The following is a 17666-nucleotide window of genomic DNA, read 5'->3' on the forward strand; positions in this document are numbered from 1 at the left end:
GATGTCGCTGATTTCCCTTTGACGAAATCATCTCCAAGATCATTTCCCTGCACCGGGTTGTAAGGAGTGAAATGTCGAGAAAAAGATGGCATCTGGTCGGCCTGTTCACGGCCGTGGCGGCGCTGGCGGTCGGTCTGGTGACCGTGCCGGCGAACGCGGCCGGTGGCGTCGGAGCCACCCTGACCAAGGGGTCGGATTGGGGCTCCGGCTGGGAAGGCAAGTACACGATCACCAACAACTCCGGAGCCGGCCTGAGCTCCTGGACCCTCGAGTTCGATCTCGCGGCGGGCCACTCGATCGCTTCGCTGTGGGACGGCAGCTACACCGTCTCCGGCCAGCACGTGACCGTCAAGAACACCTGGAACGGCAACCTTTCCCACGGCGGTTCCACCAGCTTCGGCTTCAACGTCAAGTACTCCGGCGCCTACACCGCGCCCGCCAACTGCAAGATCAACGGCGGCTCCTGCGACCCGGGCGGCGGTAACCCGACCACGACGCCGACCACACCGACCACCACCACGTCGAATCCCCCGACGTCGACGAGCACGAGCAACCCGCCGACCACCACGACTTCGAACCCGAACCCGGGCGCGAAGAAGAACCTTGGCTACTTCGTGCAGTGGGGCGTCTACGGCCGTAACTACCACGTGAAGAACATTCACACTTCCGGTTCCGCGGCCAAGCTGACGCATATCAACTACGCGTTCGGCAACGTCACCAACGGTTCCTGCACCGCCAACGACGACACCTACGCCGACTACGACAAGTTCTACGACGCCGCGTCCAGTGTGGACGGTGTCGCGGACTCGTGGGACGCCGGTTCGCTGCGCGGTAACTTCAACCAGCTACGCAAGCTGAAGAAGATGTACCCGGGCCTGAAGGTGCTGTGGTCGTTCGGTGGCTGGACCTGGTCCGGCGGCTTCGGCCAGGCGTCGAAGAACCCCACCGCCTTCGCGGAATCCTGCTACAAGCTGATCAAGGACCCGCGCTGGGCCGACGTCTTCGACGGTATCGACATCGACTGGGAATACCCGAACGCCTGCGGTCTCACCTGTGACACCAGCGGCCCGGCCGCGATCAAGAACGTGGCACAGGCGCTGCGCACGAAGTTCGGCTCCTCGTTCCTGGTCACCGCCGCGATCACCGCGGACGCCAGCAGCGGCGGCAAGATCGACGCCGCCGACTACGGCCCCGCGTCGGCGTACTTCGACTGGTACAACGTCATGACGTACGACTTCTTCGGCGCTTGGGCGGCGCAGGGCCCGACGGCCCCGCACTCGCCGCTGACCTCGTACCCCGGCATCCCGCAGCAGGGCTTCACCTCCGACGACGCCATCCAGAAGCTCAAGGCCAAGGGTGTCCCGGCGAGCAAACTTTTGCTGGGTATCGGTTTCTACGGCCGAGGCTGGACCGGCGTCACTCAGGACGCCCCGGGCGGCACCGCGACCGGCGCGGCACCGGGCACCTACGAGGCGGGCATCGAGGACTACAAGATCCTCAAGAACAGCTGCCCGTCGACCGGCACGATCGCGGGCACCGCGTACGCGAAGTGCGGCAACAACTGGTGGAGCTACGACACTCCCGCGACCATCAACGGAAAGATGGGCTGGACCAAGAACCAGGGTCTCGGCGGCGCGTTCTTCTGGGAACTCAGTGGTGACACCTCCAACGGTGAGCTCGTCACGGCCATGCGCAACGGCCTGAACTGAGAGGTTGACAGTGGCTAAGCGGACTTGGATCCAGGCCGTGGGCCTGGCCGCCGCTGCCGCAACGGCCGGCGCGGTCCTCGTGATCGCGCCGGCCTCCGCGGCCGGCGGCGTCGGCGCCGCCTTCAGCAAGGGCTCCGATTGGGGCTCCGGCTGGGAAGGCAAGTACACGATCAGCAACAACTCCGGATCGAGCCTTCCCTCGTGGACGGTCGAATTCGACCTCCCCGCGGGGCACTCGATCGCTTCGCTGTGGGACGGCAGTTACTCGGTCTCCGGCCAGCACGTGACGGTGAAGAACACCTGGAACGGCAACCTTTCCCACGGCGGTTCCACCAGCTTCGGCTTCAACGTCAAGTACTCCGGGGGCTACGTCGCCCCGGCGAACTGCAAGATCAACGGTGGGTCCTGCGATCCGGGCGGGGGCGGTCCGACCACGACGCAGACCACCACGACCACGACCACGACCTCTCCGACGACGACCACGACCAACCCGCCGTTGCCCGGCGGCCGTGGCGCGCCGTACCTGTACATGGGCTGGGGCAGCCCGCCGAACCCGCAGACGGTCATGAACGCGACCGGGATCAAGTGGTTCACGATGGCGTTCATCCTGTCGTCCGGTGGGTGCAATCCCGCTTGGGACGGCAGCCGTCCGCTGCAGGGCGGCGTCGACGCGAACGCGATCGCGCAGATCAAGGCCGCGGGCGGACAGATCGTGCCGTCCTTCGGCGGGTGGAGCGGCAACAAACTCGGCCCGAACTGCTCGACGCCGGAAGCGCTCGCCGGGGCCTACCAGAAGGTGATCGACGCCTACGCTCTCAAGGCGATCGACATCGACATCGAGAACACCGACGAGTTCGAGAACGCGGTCGTGCAGGACCGCGTGCTGAACGCGCTGAAGATCGTGAAGGCGAACAACCCCGGCATCCAGACCATCCTCACCTTCGGCACGACGACCAGCGGCCCGAACTCCTGGGGCAACCGGCTCATCGACCAGTCGAAGGCGCTGAACGCCGGGATCGACGTCTACACGATCATGCCGTTCGATTTCGGTGGTGGCGCGGACATGTACGGGAACACCATCCGGGCCGCGAACGGCCTGCGGGACAAGCTGAAGTCGACCTTCGGGTGGAACGACGCCACGGCGTACAGCCATCTGGGCATCAGCGGGATGAACGGTCTTTCGGACCAGCGGGAGCTGACGAGTCTCGACACCTGGACTCGGATCACCGATTGGTCCAAGACCAACAAGATCGCCAGGCTCGCGTTCTGGTCGACCAACCGGGACCGGGGCTGCCCGAACGGCGGGGTCGCCGAGAACTGCAGTGGTATCGCACAGAACGACTGGGACTTCACGCGGATCACCGCGGCCTTCTGACGTCCCCTTTGAACCGCGCGAGTGCTCGTGGACGGCGAGATCCGGGACGTCCCCTACGCCTCNGGCATGCGACGCCGATCCGTCCGTGGCGAGTCTGCGGGGCCCGCTCCTTTGCACGCCTGCCGGGGTTTCGCGGGTGCCGCGGCTCCCTCGTCGTGAAGGCCTCCTTGCCTACCCTGAAGGTAGTGAAGGGGGCCTTCACCACGCCGCCGATGTGGTTCATGGTGTGCTTGAGGGGAAGGCGGGGTTGCGAAAGTGGCTTTCGCAACCCTTTCTTGCCCCCGTGACAGGCGCACGCGAGCCCTGGGTACGTGAAGGACCCCTCCCTTGCGCCTAGGTACAGGAAGGGGTCCTTCACGTACTCGGAAGCAACGCGTTTGGTCCTCTAAACGCGGGTCAGGGCAGGGTGTTCAGGAACGGCTCGTGGGCGTTCTGGAACTCCCACCCGTAGTACCGATCCCAGTTGATCGACCACGTCATCAGCCCCCGCAACGCGGGCGAAGCGCCGCCGCGCAAGGAATACGACCCGCATCCGGAGTTCTTCACCAGGCAGTTCAGCGCCGCATGCACCGCCGCCGGCGCGGTGTGCCCGTTGCCCGCGCTCACCGCGGCCGGCAGGCCGAACGCGATCTGGTCCTCACGCAGCCCCGGGAACCGGAAGCCGGTCGAGGACACCGTGAAGCCCGCCTTGATCATGTCGGTCATCGCGATGTGGAAATCCGCGCCGCCCATGAAGTGGTACTGGTTGTCCAGCCCCATCACCGGCCCGGAGTTGTAGTCCTGGACGTGCAGCACGGTCAGCGCGTCCCGCATCGCGTGGATCACCGGCAGGTACGAGCCCGTCCGGTTGTCAGCGCCGCCGAGGCCGCCGTAGTACTGGTATCCGGTCTGCACGAAGAACGTCTCCGGCGCCATCGTCAGCACGAATCCCGCGCCGTACTTCGCTTTCAGCGTCTTCAACGCCGAGATGAGGTTGACGATCACCGGAGTGGTCGGGTTGCGGAAGTCGTTGTCGCCGGAGTTGAGGTACAGCGAGTGGCCCTCGAAGTCGATGTCGAGCCCGTTCAGCCCGTACCGGTCGATGATCGCGGACACCGAACTGACGAACGCGTCGCGTGACGCGGTCGTGGTCAGCTGCACCTGGCCGTTCTGACCTCCGATGGAGATCAGGACCTTCTTGCCCTGCGCCTGCTTCGCGCGGATCGCGGCGATGAAGTCCGCGTCGCTTTCCACGGCCGGGCATTCGGCGACCGGGCACCGCGTGAAGCGGATGTCTCCGGACGTCACCGAAGTCGGTTCACCGAAGGCCAGGTTGATGATGTCCCACGCCGCCGGGACGTCGGCCATCCGCGTGTAGCCGGAACCGTTGGCGAAACTCGCGTGCAAGTAGCCGATCAGCGCGTGCTTCGGCAGGCCGGAGTCGACGCAGCCGGAGGTCGTGGCGCCCACCTCCGTCGTCTTCGGCGACTCGCCCGCGCTGTTGTAGGCGGCCACCGAATAGGTGTGCGACGAACAGGCCGTCAGTCCCGAGATCGTCGCCGAAGTCCCGGTCACCGTCGCGACCACCTTGCCTGCCTCGTACACGCGATAGCCGGTCACCGTCCCGGCCGAGGCGCCCCACGAGAGCGCGATCGACGAGTTCGTCACCGTGCCCACGGCCGGATTCTCCGGTGCGGTCGGCGCGCCGGGGGTGCCACCGCCGGGTCCGTCGAGGCTGATGTCGTCCGCGTAGAAGGTGCCTGACCCGTACCAGCCGTGGACGTACACCTCCGCCGTCGTCTGCGTGGCGGACGTCGTGAACGAAAGCGACAGCTGCGTGTAGGAGGTCGCCGCGGTCCAGGTCGACGGCCCGCCCGTGACCCCGAGGTACACCGGGTTCCCGTTCACCCAGGCCGAAACCGCGTAGGTCGTGTTCGGCTGGACGGATACCGTCTGTGCGCACTTGCCGATCGTCGAGCCGGGCGTCACCGCGACGGCATGACCACCCGAACGGACCGGTGTGCTCACGGCCGCGCCCGCCGCGCAGGACCAGCCGGACGTCGAACCCGCCTCGAAACCGGGATTGAGGAGCAGGTTGGCCGCGTTCGCGGTGCCGCCGCCCGTTATCAGGCCGGTGAAGGTGAGCACCAAAACGGCCAGGAAAGCCAAGGATCTGGAACGCCTCATCGCGATTCCTCCGTGAAAGGGCGGCCTGCCGCCGCGCTGGGCTAATTGTCTAGACCAATCTGGCGAAAGTCCATACCCCGGGGACACCAGGGCCTAAAGACCCGACTACTCCGGGCTGCTGTACCGGTGTGACGCGCGGACGCGCTCCGTAACGTCAAGAGGGCCAGACAGGCCTGGGGGCTTTCGGGAGGTGGGGACGATGGAAACGCACAGGGGCGCGCCGAGAACGGCCGATCCGGCGTGATGACCGTGTCCGAGGCCGTACGCCCGACATATCAGCCCCGCCCGGGAGAGCCGGACGGTGAACTGATCCGTGCGGCGATCAGGGGTGACCGGCGGGCCGTCGGGAGCCTGCTGGCGCTTCTCCGGCCGATCGTGTTCCGATATTGCGTGGGCAGGCTGGGCATGACGACACGCGGCGTCTCCAGCGCCGACGACTGCACGCAGGAGGTCCTGATGGCCGTCCTCGTCGCCTTGCCGCGCTACAGCTACCAGGACGACAGCTTCCTGCCGTACGTCTTCGGGATCGCCTCGCACAAGGTCGCCGACGTCCGCCGGAACCTCGCCCGCGACCCGTCCGCGCCGGTGCCCGATCCGGAGCCCGAACAGGACGGGCCGTGGAATCCGACGTTCGAAGAGGTCGAGAAGGCGGACCGCGGCCGCCGGTTGTCGCGGCTGTTCGAAATCCTTTCGGCGAAGCAACGCGCCGTGCTGGTGCTGCGCGTGGTCCACGGGTACAGCGCCGAAGAGACCGCCGTCGCGCTGGGCATGGCGAGCGCGGGCGCGGTCCGCGTCACCCAGCACCGGGCGCTCCACGAACTGCGCCGGGTGCTGCGCGCGGATCCCGATTTCGCCGGCGGGTTCACCTTCTTCTAGGAGGTGGACCTGCGGCGTTGCGTGGCGTAGACGGCGGCGGCGGTCCGGCGTTCGAAACCGAGCTTGTGCAGCAGGGACGACACGTAGTTCTTGACCGTCTTCTCCGCCAGGTACAGCTTTTCCGCGATCTGGCGGTTCGTCAGCCCGTCGGCGATGTGGTCGAGCACCCGCCGCTCCTGCGGGCTCAGCTGTTCGTATCGCGGGTCCTGGAGGTCACTCTCCCCGCGCAGCCGGTTCATCACCGACGCTGTCAGCGTGCTGTCCAGGAGCGATCCGCCCGCGGCGACCGTGCGGACCGCCTTGACGAGCGCGTCGCCGGAGACCTGCTTGAGCATGTACCCGGCCGCACCCGCCATGATCGCGCCGAACAACGCGTCGTCGTCCGAATAAGAGGTCAGCATCAGGCAGGCGGGCGGCGGATCGACGGACGCCCGGATCTCCCGGCAGACGCTGACCCCTTCACCGTCCGGCAGCCGGACGTCGAGCACCGCGACCTGGGGTTTGACCGCGGGGATCCGCACGTAGGCCTCGGCGGCCGTGGACGCCTCGCCGACCACGGTGAGATCGTCCTCGGCCTCGAAGACGGTCTTCAGCCCGGTGCGGACGAGTTCGTGATCGTCCAGCAGGAACACCGAAATCGTCATCCCACGCTCCCCTGTCGGGCCGGCAGCTCCACCGACCAGTCGAGCCTCGTCCCGCCCTCCGGCCTCGCTTCGACGCTGAACGACCCGTTCCAGCGTGCCGCGCGTTCGGCGAGGTTCGCCACCCCGCTGCGATGACCTGGTTCGGCGGGCATGCCGACGCCGTCGTCCACCACCGAAAGCTTCAGCCGTCGCCCGTCGCGGTCGACCGAGACGTCGACCGAAACCGTCGTCGCCGCGGCGTGTCTGACCACATTGGACAGTGCCTCGCGCAGGGTCGCGATGAGGTCCGAGCGGACGGTGTCCGGCACGCTCGAGTCGAGCGGCCCGTCGAACCCGACCCGGGGTTCCGACGCGCAGCCCGCGTCCAGCGCGACGCGCAGCAGCTCCGACCGGAGGCTGCCCTGTGCTTCCGCCGGTTCCTGCAGCGAAAAGATGCTGTTGCGGATCTCCCGGATCGTGCGGTCGATCTCGTGCGCGAACCCGGTCACGCGACCGGCGACGGCGGGTTCGACCGCGAGCCTGCTGAGTCCCTCCAGACCGAGCCCGATCGCGAACAGCCGCTGGATCACCAGGTCGTGCAGGTCGCGGGCGATCCGATCGCGGTCCTCGAAGACGGCGAGCCGCTGCCTGTCCTGCTGCGCGCGGGCGAATTCGACCGCGAGCGCGGCGTGCGCCGCGAAGGTCTCCGCGAGCTGGACGTCGTAGGCGGAGAAAGGGGTCCTGTCGCGAAACTTCGCCACCAGCAGGACACCGAGTTTCTCCTCGCCGGCGATCAGCGGGACGACGACCGTGGAGTCGAGGTCCTTGATCGCCGCGGGCATGACGGCACCGCGCCCGCTCTGGTACTCGACGACCTTCTCGCCGTAGTCCCGGACCACGACGGGTTTGCCGGTGGTGAACGCCATCCCGGTCGCGGTGCCCTCGGTCGGCACGACGATCCCGGCGAGCCGGTCCGCGTCCGGGCCCGGCGGCTCGACGACCTCGAAGATCAGCTGCCCGTCGCCGCGGGGACGGGCCACCGCGCCCGCGGTGGCACCGGCGACGACGCGGGCGCGCTCGGCGATCAGGCGCAGGGTCGCGGTCAGATCCTGGTCGGTCAGGAGCGCGCCGGTGACGTGATACGAGGCTTCGAGCCAGCGTTCGCGCCGCTGCACCTGCTCGAACAGCGCGGCGTTCTCGATCACCACACCGGCCGCCGCGGTGAGCGCGACGAGCAGATCCTCTTCGGCTTCGGTGAACTCCTCGCCGTCCGGTTTGCGGGCGAGGTACAGCATCCCGAAGATGCGCCCGCGCATGCGGATCGGCATCACGCGGGACTCGTCCTCGGACGGCGGCAGCTCCCATGCGTCGCCGAAGCGGATGAACTCGTCGGAATCGAGCACGCTCAGCGCCCCGTACGGCGCACCGGTCAGCTCGCAGGCGGATTCGACCATCCGCCGCAGAACGTCGGAGAGGCTGAGATCGTGGGCGATCCCGGCCACCGCGTCCAGAATCCTGGGCGCCTTGGCGTCGCTCGCCGCACTCATCCGCCGCACTGACGTCACCGTCCCGGAGTAACTCCCCGGGCAGTGGGGTCAGGAATGACAGACGCGCCCGGATAGCTCATCTGGTGCGTCGATCACAGACAGTGCTTCGTTACTGCAAGCGCCGAGGATCCTTCGACCGGTCACCGATTCGATCGGGATGTGAAGGTACCGGGAATCCACCTGACCAGTCCAGCAGCTCAGCGGCAGGGTCTCGAGTTCGGCGATCACGATTGGATCACGCACCTCGGAGGCGCGGCCGACGACGGTGACGAACCAGCCCGTCTCCAGGTCCTTTCCGAACTCGTCGACGGCGAACGCCACCACACTGTCGAGTATCCCGGCGAACAACGCGCTCTGTGACGGCGTCCGGACCACGATCGCGCCGTGGTGGAGCGCGAACCGCGCGGGCTGGATCGCGGGCATGGCCCGCGAAGTGAACACCACCCGGCCGAGCCCGGCACCCGCGAGCAGTGCCAGGCACTGCTCGCGGCCGAGCGTCGCGAGACCCAAGGAGTCGGACATCGGCATCCCCGCGTTCTCGTCGTGTGGTTCGTCGAGAGCCACGGTCCCCGGCTTACCGACTCGCCGGTAGGGCCGATGGACCCGGCCCGTGCGGGGGATGGGGCCAGGCGGTCGTGAGTGGTAAGGACGGTTAGGGCCAAGAGTGCCTTAGGTACCTACTGACTGGGTTTGACTACGGCTGATCGTGGGTCAGGTAGTGAAGGCCTCCTTGCCTACCCTGAAGGTAGTGAAGGAGGCCTTCACTACCTTCAGGGGCGCCGCTCTCGTCCCAGGTGCACCAGCGACCACAGCAGGCACAGCAGGCACAGCGGCCGCGCGTGAAGGCCCCCTTCCCTCGGCTCAGCCGAGGAAACTCGACCTTCACACCTTGCCAAGTACATGAAGGTCCCCTTCCTGTACTGGCGGGCGCGGGCGCCGGTACCGAGCCCACCGAACGCCTCGCGAGTGGCGATTCGGGTTAGAACCCGAATCGCCACTCACGACCCACGCGGCCACCCACCCGAGTTGCCCTGCCCACCCCGGCTTGCATGGTCATACACTCTTATGCATATACTTCCATCATGTCCAAGGTACTCACCTCTCTGCCTGTCGGCGAACGCGTCGGGATCGCCTTCTCCGGCGGCCTCGACACCTCGGTAGCGGTCGCGTGGATGCGCGAGAAGGGTGCAGTGCCGTGCACCTACACCGCTGACATCGGCCAGTACGACGAACCCGACATCGCGTCGGTCCCGGGCCGGGCGAAGGCCTACGGCGCCGAGATCGCGCGCGCCGTCGACTGCAAGGCCGCGCTGGTCGAGGAAGGGCTCGCGGCGCTGGCCTGCGGCGCCTTCCACATCCGCAACGGCGGCCGCACCTACTTCAACACGACCCCGCTCGGCCGCGCGGTCACCGGCACGCTGCTGGTGCGCGCGATGCTCGAGGACGACGTCCAGATCTGGGGCGACGGGTCCACCTTCAAGGGCAACGACATCGAGCGGTTCTACCGCTACGGGCTGCTCGCGAACCCGTCCCTGCGGATCTACAAGCCGTGGCTGGACGCCGCGTTCGTCAGCGAGCTCGGCGGACGCAAGGAAATGTCCGAGTGGCTGCAGGCCCACGGCCTGCCGTACCGGGACAGCACCGAGAAGGCCTACTCCACCGACGCGAACATCTGGGGCGCGACGCACGAGGCCAAGTCGCTGGAACACCTCGACACCGGCATCGAGATCGTGAACCCGATCATGGGCGTCCGGTTCTGGGACCCCGAGGTCGAGATCGCGCAGGAGGACGTCACGATCGGCTTCGAACAGGGCCGCCCGGTGACGATCAACGGCAAGGAGTTCGCCACCGCGGTCGACCTGGTCCTGGAGGCCAACGCCATCGGCGGGCGGCACGGGCTCGGCATGTCCGACCAGATCGAGAACCGGATCATCGAGGCCAAGAGCCGCGGTATCTACGAGGCGCCGGGCATGGCGCTGCTGCACGCGGCGTACGAGCGGCTCGTCAACGCGATCCACAACGAGGACACCCTCGCCAGCTACCACAACGAAGGCCGTCGTCTCGGCAGGCTCATGTACGAAGGCCGCTGGCTGGACCCGCAGGCGATGATGCTGCGCGAATCGCTGCAGCGGTGGGTCGGCGCGGCCGTCACCGGCGAGGTCACTCTCCGGCTGCGGCGCGGTGAGGACTACTCGATCCTCGACACCACCGGCCCGTTCTTCAGCTACCACCCGGACAAGCTGTCCATGGAGCGCACCGAGGACTCGGCGTTCGGCCCGGTGGACCGGATCGGCCAGCTCACCATGCGGAACCTCGACATCGCGGACTCGCGCGCCAAACTCGAGCAGTACGCCGGGCTCGGCATGGTCGGCGGCGGGCACCCGACGCTGATCGGCGCCGCGCAGGCCGCGTCGACCGGCCTGATCGGGGCCATGGACGCGGGCGGCGCGCAGGCGATCGCCTCGCGCGGCAAGGCTTCGGCCGAGGACGAACTGCTGGACCACGCCGCGATCGAATCCGGCACGGACTGACCCGGACGAACGGGACGCGAAAGCGCCGGGCGCGCGGCATCGAAGCCGTTCGCCCGGCGCTGTTCTTGTCTTGCGGGTGATGCAACGTAACGGCTCGGTGTCCCGGGCCGCTCCCCTGGTGAACCAGGACAGCACTTATTGGGGGTAAGGCAAACGTGTCGAGTGCGGTGGGCGGTCCGCTCATGGCCGCCTTCGATCGTGCCGCTCTTGATGCTGTCGTGAGTGGCGTTTCGGGCCAGAACCCGNCTCGCGGGAACGGCCATGTCCGGTGTGGACAACGGGATCCTCGCGCTCGCGCTGTACTGCGACCGAACACGCACCTACGCCTTGGGCGACAACAGCACCACGGGGATCTCGCGTTCGGTCTTGGTCTGGTACTGCGCGTAGTTCTTGAAGTCCGCGGTGATCTTGGGCCACAGACGGGCACGCAGATCGGCGTCGGCGACGCTCGCGATCATCGGCTTCGGACTCTCGCCCTTCAGCGTGACCTGGACTTCGGGGTTGTCGCGGAGGTTGAGGAACCACGCCGGGTGCTGGTCGTCACCACCGCGGGAGGCGACGATGACGTACGCGTCGCCCTCGCGCAACGGCGACGTCAGCAGGACCGTGCGCGGCTGGCCGGATTTGCGGCCGATGGTGGTCAGCTCCAGGACGGTCATCCCGGCGACCTGCCAGCCGGCGCGGCCGCCGCTGACCTTCTGGATGACGCGGTGGACGGCGTTCATGGTCTTCAAGGCGAAATCGGAGGGCATGCGGAGAAGGCTACTCCGCTTTCGTCGCGACTTCGATTCCGTCCAGGATGACCGCCAGCGAGAACTCGAAGGCCTCCCTCGCCTCCTGCTCCAGATAGGACACCGTCTCGTCCTCCATCCGGAACGCGTGCTCACTCTCCATCCAGGTCAACGTCGGGAAACGTTCGGCGAAGTCCGGCGAGACCTCTTTCAGATGCGCGGAGCGCGCGTACCACCACTCGTCGTCGGACTGCCCGGTCACCTTTTCGGCCAGCCGTGCCTCCGAGGCCGTCCTGGCAGGCTCGCGCACGCACGAGTACAGCGCGCTGACCAGCCGCCGCAACGCCGTCGGCCGCAATCCGGTCCGGCGCAGGATCTTCACCAGCGCCTCCAGGACGACGTACTCGTTCGGCCCGAGCACCGGCCGCGCCTGCGAGACCTGAAGGACCCAGGGGTGCCGCAGGTAGAAGTCCCACAGATCCTCGGCCCAGCGCGCGGCGTCGGCCCGCCAGCCGTCTCCGTCGTAAGCGGCCGGAAGCTCGGCGAGCGCCGTGTCGTACATGAGATCGACGAGTTCGCTCTTGCTCGGGACATAGGTGTAGAGCGCCATGGCCGTGCGGCCGAGCCGGTCCCCGACGGCCCGCATCGAAAGACCCGCCATCCCCTCGGCGTCCGCGATGGCGATGGCGGTTTCGACGATCAGACCCACCGAAAGCCCCGGTTTGGGGCCGGGTCGCTCGGCGTCCGGCGACTCGGTCCGCCACAGCAGTGCCATCGACCGCCGGGGGTCTCCCTGCGCCGCGTAGACGACCACTTGCCAACTCCTTACAGCATAAACTAACCTCTGCTACCCTCACTTTACAGGCTAAAGAGTTCCAACCAGGGGAGAGCCATGCCTTCGGCCGCCGACAGCCACGACATGATCCAGGTGCGCGGAGCCAGAGAGAACAACCTCGCCGACGTCTCGGTCGACATCCCCAAACGCCGCCTCACCGTCTTCACCGGTGTCTCGGGTTCGGGGAAGTCGTCCTTGGTGTTCGGCACCATCGCCGCGGAGTCGCAGCGGCTGATCAACGAGACCTACACCGCGTTCATCCAGTCCTTCATGGCCCCGGTCGGACGGCCGGACGTGGACGCGCTGCGGAACCTGAGCGCCGCGATCGTCGTCGACCAGGAGCGGATGGGCGCCAACTCCCGGTCCACGGTCGGCACCGCGACCGACGCGCACACGATGCTGCGGATCGTCTTCAGCAGGCTGGGAACGCCGCACGTGGGGACGTCGGGAGCGTTCAGCTTCAACCTTCCCGAGGGGATGTGCCCCGAATGCGAAGGGCTGGGCAAGGTCTCCAGCATCGCCATCGACCAGCTCGTCGACAAGGAACTTTCGCTCGACGAGGGAGCGATCACCGTCCCGAACTTCACGCCCGGCAGCTGGTACTGGAAGGGGCTGGCGGAGTCCGGTTTCGTCGATCCCGCGGTCAAGCTGAAGGACTACACCCCGCAGCAGTGGGAAGACTTCATGCACAAGCCCGCCACCAAGATGAAGCTCGGCGGGATGAACACCACCTACGAAGGCCTCCTGGTGAAGGTGCAGCGGCTGTTCCTGTCGAAGGACAAGGAAGCGACACAGCCGCACATCCGGGCCTTCGTGGACCGGGCGATCACCTTCCGGCGGTGCCCGGCGTGTGAAGGCGCGCGGCTCAACCAGGCGGCGCTGTCCTCGAAGATCGAGGGGCTGAACATCGCCGACTGCTCGTCGATGCAGATCAACGACCTTGCCGACTTCCTCCGCAAGATCGATGATCCGTCGGTCGGGCCGCTGATGCAGACCCTGCGCGGCACCCTCGACTCGCTCGTCGAGATCGGCCTCGGTTACCTGAGCCTCGACCGTGAATCGGGGACGCTGTCCGGCGGCGAGGCGCAGCGCGTGAAGATGGTGCGGCACCTGGGTTCCAGCCTCACCGACGTCACGTATGTCTTCGACGAACCGACCGTCGGGCTGCACCCGCACGACATCCAGCGGATGAACGGTCTCCTCCTGCTCTTGAAGGACAAGGGGAACACGGTGCTCGTGGTCGAGCACAAACCGGAGACGATCGAGATCGCCGACCACGTCGTCGACCTCGGCCCCGGCGCCGGGCCGAACGGCGGGCAGATCTGTTACACCGGTGACGTCGCCGGACTGCGCGCGTCCGGCACGCTGACCGGGCGGCACCTCGACCACCGGGCGCGGTTGCGCACCGACGTCCGCGTGGCACGCGGGCAGATCGAGATCCGGAACGCGACCCGGCACAACCTGCGCGGTGTCGACGTCGATATCCCGCTCGGGGTGCTGACGGTGGTCACCGGCGTCGCCGGTTCGGGCAAGAGCTCGCTCATCCACGGCTCACTGTCCACAAGGGACGACGTGGTGGTGCTCGACCAGTCGGCCATCCGCGGCTCGCGGCGAAGCAACCCGGCGACCTACACCGGCCTGCTCGACCCGATCCGCACCGCGTTCGCCAAGGCCAACGGCGTCAAGGCGGCCCTGTTCAGCGCGAACTCCGAAGGCGCCTGCCCGAAGTGCAAGGGCATCGGCCTGATCTACACGGACCTGGCGATGATGGCCGGCGTGGCGACGGTCTGCGAGGAATGCGAGGGCAAGCGGTTCACCGCCGAGGTGCTGACGTACAAGCTGCGGGGCAAGGACATCAGCGAGGTCCTCGCGATGCCCGTCGCCGAGGCGCGCGAGTTCTTCCCCTCGGGGCAGGCACGGACGATCCTGGACCGGCTTTCCGACGTCGGCCTCGGCTACCTCGGGCTCGGGCAGCCGCTCACGACCCTGTCCGGCGGGGAACGGCAGCGGATCAAGCTCGCCATCCGGATGGCGGAGAAGTCGGCGACGTACGTCCTCGACGAACCGACCACCGGCCTGCACCTCGCCGACGTCGACCAGCTGCTGGGCCTGCTGGACCGGCTCGTCGACGACGGGAACACGGTGGTGGTGATCGAGCATCACCAGGCGGTGATGGCGCACGCGGACTGGATCGTGGATCTCGGGCCGGGCGCGGGTTCGGACGGAGGTCAGGTGGTGTTCACGGGAACTCCGGCCGATCTGGTCGCCTCCGGTGACACGCTCACGGCGCGGCACCTTCGCGCTTACGTCGGCCGCTAGCGCGTCTGACCGGCGAGGGGCGAGGGCGGCGGGAAGCCGTCGGTTCAGGGGGTCGTGAGTGTTTTGGGTCGTTCTAACGACACTAAACACTCACGACCCCCTGAACCGACGCCGAACCGCAGCCAGGCGAGCCCCGGCACGTCCGCCGCGCGACGCCCATCTACGTACCTGAGACGCCCTCAGCGAAGACAGCGGTAGAGACCAATGGTCTGTTAGTCTGGCCGACATCATGCCCCGCATCCTTGTCCGCGTCGCCGCGCTGATCGCCGTTCTCGCCCTCCTGTTCGGAGTGCCGTGGTGGACGATCGTCGGCTCCCCCGCACTCCCGGTCGCGCTCGAAGTCCTCGGCACGGTCGTGTTCGCCACCGCTGCGATCGCCGTCCCCGCGTGCATGGTCCTCGGCCACGGCCCGTGGCAGCGTGATCTCGCGGCGAAGATCGGTGATCTCTCGCTCGGGTTGATCTGGCTGCTGTTCTCCTTGTCGATACTCGGAAACGTGCTGCGGCTCGTGCTCGTCGTGTCCGGAGTGGACAGTGCGGCGGGAATCGTGTCCGGCGTCGTCCTGGTCGTCTTCGCGGCGCTGGCGGCGTACGGGATGTTCGAGGCCCGGCGCGTGCCAAGGCTCAAAGAACTCGACGTCGTGCTCCCCCGCCTCGGCGCCGGGCTCGACGGTCTCCGCTTCGCGATCATCACCGACACCCACTTCGGCCCGCTGAACCGGACGACGTGGTCGGAGAAGGTCGTCGAAGTGGTGAACGAGCTCGACGCGGATGTCGTGGCCCACGCGGGCGACCTCGCCGACGGTACCGTCGCCAAGCGGCAGGAGCAGGTCGCGCCGCTCGGGAAGGTGCGGGCGAAGCTCGGCAAGTTCTACATCACCGGCAACCACGAGTACTTCGGCGAGGCGCAGGCCTGGCTCGACCACATGCGCGACCTCGGCTGGGAGACGCTGCACAACCGGCACGTGCCCGTCGGCCGCGGCGGGGACACGCTCGTCTTCGCCGGTATCGACGACCCGACCGGCGCCGCCTCCGGCCTGCCCGGCCACGGCCCCGACCTGCCCGCCGCGCTCGACGGCGTCCCCGCGAGCACTCCGGTCGTCCTGCTCGCCCACCAGCCGAAGCAGGTCAAGCAGGCCGCCGAAGCCGGTATCGATCTCCAGATCTCCGGGCACACCCACGGTGGCCAGATCTGGCCGTTCCATCTCCTGGTCCGGCTCGACCAGCCCGTACTGGCCGGGCTTTCGCGCCACGGCGAGCGCACGCAGCTCTACACGAGCCGCGGCACCGGCTTCTGGGGACCGCCGCTGCGCGTCTTCGCGCCGAGCGAGATCACTCTCCTGACCTTGCGAAACGGCAAGTAGTCACCGAGTCGCGACACCTCCGGCGTCGCACCATCCACCACCGACAAATTTTTTTGTCTTGACAACTGTGGCTTTCGGAGCGAAGGTTGTGCCAACGCACTCGCCGCCCCGAAAGGCCGAAACAATGACCATCACCGCCACCCGAACCCACGTCGCGCTCCCCACTCGCGCCCTGCTTGCCTGCGGCGCCGTCTCGGGCCCGCTGTACTTCCTGACCTCGCTCACCCAGGCCGCCGTGCGCGACGGCTTCGACCCGGCGAAGCACCCGGCGAGCATGCTGAGCAACGGCGACGCCGGCTGGATCCAGGTGACGAACTTCCTGGTCACCGGGGTCCTGATGATCGCGGGAGCGATCGGGCTGAGCCGGACGCTCGAATCGGGCAGAGGCAGCACGTGGGGGCCGCGGCTGCTGGGCGTCTTCGGCGTCAGCCTGCTGTTCGCCGCGGTCTTCAAGGCCGACCCCGGCAACGGCTTCCCGGTCGGCACCGGCCCCGCCACCCTCAGCACCGCGGGCGTCCTGCACATGGCCGCCGGCTCGATCGGTTTCCTGTCGCTGATCGTCGCTACCTTCGTGTTCGCGAGCCGCTTCTCCCGTGAGGGCAGCCGCGGCTGGGCCGTCTACTCCCGCGCCACCGGCATCGCGTTCTTCGCCGCCTTCGCCACGATGAGCTCCGGCAATGCGAACGCCGTCGTGATGCTCGCCTTCTGGGCCACCGTGATGCTGGCCTGGGGCTGGGTCACCGCCGTCATCCTCCGCGCCAACCGCTGAACACATCCAGGAGAATCACCACCATGAGCACCGTGACCTCGCAAGACGGCACCACCATCGCCTACACCCGCATCGGCTCCGGCCCCGCCGTCATCCTGGTCGACGGCGCGATGTGCCACCGGGAGTTCGGCCCGGCCACGCCGCTGGCCGCCGAACTGGCCGCGCACTTCACCGTCTACACCTACGACCGCCGCGGCCGCGGCGAAAGCGGCGACACCGCGCCGTTCTCCGTCGCCCGCGAGGTCGAGGACATCGCCGCGCTGATCAAGGAAGCGGGCGGGACCGCCTACGTCTACGGGATCTCGTCCGGCGCCGCGCTCGCCCTCGAAGCCGCGAAAGCCGGGCTCCCCATCACGAAACTGGCGGTCTACGAGCTCCCGCTGGTCGTCGACGACACCCGCCCGCCGGTCCCGGCCGACTACGCCGAACGGCTGGAGAAGGCCATCGCCACCGGCAAACCCGGCACCGCGATCAAGACGTTCATGCGGGAAGGCGTCCGTGTCCCGGCTCCGGTCGTCTTCATGATGCAGTTCATGCCGGCCTGGCCGAAGCTGAAGAAGGTCGCGCCGACCCTGCGCTACGACGCCGCCCTGTTCGACGGTCTGCACGACGGCACCCCGTTGCCCGAAGGCCACTGGGCGAGCGTGTCCGTGCCGACGCTGGTCATGGACGGTGGCAAGAGCCCCGCGTGGGTCCGCAACGGTGTCGCCGCGCTGGCGAAGGCGGTCCCCGGCGCCGAGCACCGCACGATCGAAGGCCAGACGCATATGCTCAAGCCGAAGGCCGTGGCCCCGGTCCTGATCGAGTACTTCACCGACTGAC

The 17666-nt window shown here is 67.8% G+C and carries 14 protein-coding genes; 8 read left to right on the plus strand and 6 right to left on the minus strand.

Annotated features, from left to right (window positions below; all coding sequences use genetic code 11):
- Positions 1 to 71 precede the first annotated feature (71 nt).
- Positions 72 to 1709: a glycosyl hydrolase family 18 protein gene (locus tag LCL61_RS34650; RefSeq protein WP_340683650.1), complete on the plus strand. Its 1638-nt coding sequence runs from the start codon at positions 72 to 74 to the stop codon at positions 1707 to 1709.
- A gap of 10 nt (positions 1710 to 1719) precedes the next feature.
- Positions 1720 to 3084 (plus strand): cellulose binding domain-containing protein, encoded by a 1365-nt coding sequence (locus LCL61_RS34655; protein WP_340683651.1) that lies wholly within the window; start codon positions 1720 to 1722, stop codon positions 3082 to 3084.
- 396 nt (positions 3085 to 3480) lie between these two features.
- Here LCL61_RS34655 and LCL61_RS34660 read toward each other — a convergent pair whose 3' ends face one another.
- Positions 3481 to 5250, minus strand: coding sequence for a glycoside hydrolase family 18 protein (locus LCL61_RS34660; protein WP_340683652.1), 1770 nt, complete (start codon positions 5248 to 5250; stop codon positions 3481 to 3483).
- Positions 5251 to 5493: 243 nt separating this feature from the next.
- On the opposite strand from LCL61_RS34660, the gene LCL61_RS34665 reads away from it, so the two are divergent.
- Positions 5494 to 6126: a sigma-70 family RNA polymerase sigma factor gene (locus LCL61_RS34665; RefSeq protein ID WP_340683653.1), complete on the plus strand. Its 633-nt coding sequence runs from the start codon at positions 5494 to 5496 to the stop codon at positions 6124 to 6126.
- On the opposite strand, the gene LCL61_RS34670 is transcribed toward LCL61_RS34665, so the two are convergent.
- From LCL61_RS34670 to LCL61_RS34680, 3 genes are read right to left on the minus strand one after another with little or no spacing between them, the layout of a single operon-like run.
- A complete protein-coding gene (locus LCL61_RS34670) occupies positions 6123 to 6770 on the minus strand; it encodes a response regulator transcription factor (RefSeq protein ID WP_340683654.1) in 648 nt (215 codons plus the stop codon). The genes LCL61_RS34665 and LCL61_RS34670 overlap by 4 nt on opposite strands.
- Positions 6767 to 8296 (minus strand): GAF domain-containing sensor histidine kinase, encoded by a 1530-nt coding sequence (locus LCL61_RS34675; RefSeq protein ID WP_340683655.1) that lies wholly within the window; start codon positions 8294 to 8296, stop codon positions 6767 to 6769. Before LCL61_RS34675 ends, LCL61_RS34670 begins: the two co-directional genes overlap by 4 nt.
- A gap of 48 nt (positions 8297 to 8344) precedes the next feature.
- A complete protein-coding gene (locus tag LCL61_RS34680; RefSeq protein ID WP_340683656.1) occupies positions 8345 to 8860 on the minus strand; it encodes a pyridoxamine 5'-phosphate oxidase family protein in 516 nt (171 codons plus the stop codon).
- 518 nt (positions 8861 to 9378) lie between these two features.
- Here LCL61_RS34680 and argG point away from each other — a divergent pair.
- Positions 9379 to 10827, plus strand: coding sequence for an argininosuccinate synthase (argG, locus tag LCL61_RS34685; protein WP_340683657.1), 1449 nt, complete (start codon positions 9379 to 9381; stop codon positions 10825 to 10827).
- A gap of 320 nt (positions 10828 to 11147) precedes the next feature.
- Here the strand turns inward: argG and LCL61_RS34690 are convergent, their stop codons facing one another.
- Together LCL61_RS34690 and LCL61_RS34695 are read right to left on the minus strand one after the other, a co-directional pair.
- Positions 11148 to 11579: a nitroreductase/quinone reductase family protein gene (locus LCL61_RS34690; RefSeq protein ID WP_340683658.1), complete on the minus strand. Its 432-nt coding sequence runs from the start codon at positions 11577 to 11579 to the stop codon at positions 11148 to 11150.
- Positions 11580 to 11589: 10 nt separating this feature from the next.
- Entirely contained in the window at positions 11590 to 12372 is a 783-nt protein-coding gene (locus LCL61_RS34695) for a TetR/AcrR family transcriptional regulator C-terminal domain-containing protein (protein ID WP_340683659.1), read from the minus strand.
- 78 nt (positions 12373 to 12450) lie between these two features.
- Between LCL61_RS34695 and LCL61_RS34700 the strand changes: the two genes are divergently transcribed.
- The 4 genes from LCL61_RS34700 to LCL61_RS34715 all read left to right on the plus strand — a co-directional run bounded on the left by LCL61_RS34700 (position 12451) and on the right by LCL61_RS34715 (position 17665).
- Positions 12451 to 14712: an excinuclease ABC subunit UvrA gene (locus LCL61_RS34700; RefSeq protein ID WP_340683660.1), complete on the plus strand. Its 2262-nt coding sequence runs from the start codon at positions 12451 to 12453 to the stop codon at positions 14710 to 14712.
- A 229-nt stretch (positions 14713 to 14941) separates the two neighbouring features.
- Positions 14942 to 16075, plus strand: coding sequence for a metallophosphoesterase (locus LCL61_RS34705; RefSeq protein WP_340683661.1), 1134 nt, complete (start codon positions 14942 to 14944; stop codon positions 16073 to 16075).
- 124 nt (positions 16076 to 16199) lie between these two features.
- Positions 16200 to 16844 carry a DUF998 domain-containing protein gene (locus LCL61_RS34710; RefSeq protein ID WP_340683662.1) on the plus strand — a complete coding sequence of 215 codons (645 nt, stop codon included), beginning with the start codon at positions 16200 to 16202 and terminating at the stop codon, positions 16842 to 16844.
- A gap of 23 nt (positions 16845 to 16867) precedes the next feature.
- Entirely contained in the window at positions 16868 to 17665 is a 798-nt protein-coding gene (locus LCL61_RS34715) for an alpha/beta hydrolase (RefSeq protein WP_340683663.1), read from the plus strand.
- Position 17666: the final 1 nt, after the last annotated feature.

This window comes from Amycolatopsis coloradensis, assembly GCF_037997115.1.
In the GTDB taxonomy this organism is placed as follows: domain Bacteria; phylum Actinomycetota; class Actinomycetes; order Mycobacteriales; family Pseudonocardiaceae; genus Amycolatopsis; species Amycolatopsis coloradensis_A.

What these genes read in the sequence shown, in the direction of transcription:
- LCL61_RS34650 (WP_340683650.1), top strand. Translation starts at nt 72, where the DNA reads ATGTCGAGAAAAAGATGGCATCTGGTCGGCCTGTTCACGGCCGTGGCG.
- LCL61_RS34660 (WP_340683652.1), bottom strand. Translation starts at nt 5,250, where the DNA reads ATGAGGCGTTCCAGATCCTTGGCTTTCCTGGCCGTTTTGGTGCTCACC.
- LCL61_RS34665 (WP_340683653.1), top strand. Translation starts at nt 5,494, where the DNA reads ATGACCGTGTCCGAGGCCGTACGCCCGACATATCAGCCCCGCCCGGGA.
- LCL61_RS34670 (WP_340683654.1), bottom strand. Translation starts at nt 6,770, where the DNA reads ATGACGATTTCGGTGTTCCTGCTGGACGATCACGAACTCGTCCGCACC.
- LCL61_RS34675 (WP_340683655.1), bottom strand. Translation starts at nt 8,296, where the DNA reads ATGAGTGCGGCGAGCGACGCCAAGGCGCCCAGGATTCTGGACGCGGTG.
- argG (WP_340683657.1), top strand. Translation starts at nt 9,379, where the DNA reads ATGTCCAAGGTACTCACCTCTCTGCCTGTCGGCGAACGCGTCGGGATC.
- LCL61_RS34690 (WP_340683658.1), bottom strand. Translation starts at nt 11,579, where the DNA reads ATGCCCTCCGATTTCGCCTTGAAGACCATGAACGCCGTCCACCGCGTC.
- LCL61_RS34700 (WP_340683660.1), top strand. Translation starts at nt 12,451, where the DNA reads ATGCCTTCGGCCGCCGACAGCCACGACATGATCCAGGTGCGCGGAGCC.
- LCL61_RS34705 (WP_340683661.1), top strand. Translation starts at nt 14,942, where the DNA reads ATGCCCCGCATCCTTGTCCGCGTCGCCGCGCTGATCGCCGTTCTCGCC.
- LCL61_RS34710 (WP_340683662.1), top strand. Translation starts at nt 16,200, where the DNA reads ATGACCATCACCGCCACCCGAACCCACGTCGCGCTCCCCACTCGCGCC.
- LCL61_RS34715 (WP_340683663.1), top strand. Translation starts at nt 16,868, where the DNA reads ATGAGCACCGTGACCTCGCAAGACGGCACCACCATCGCCTACACCCGC.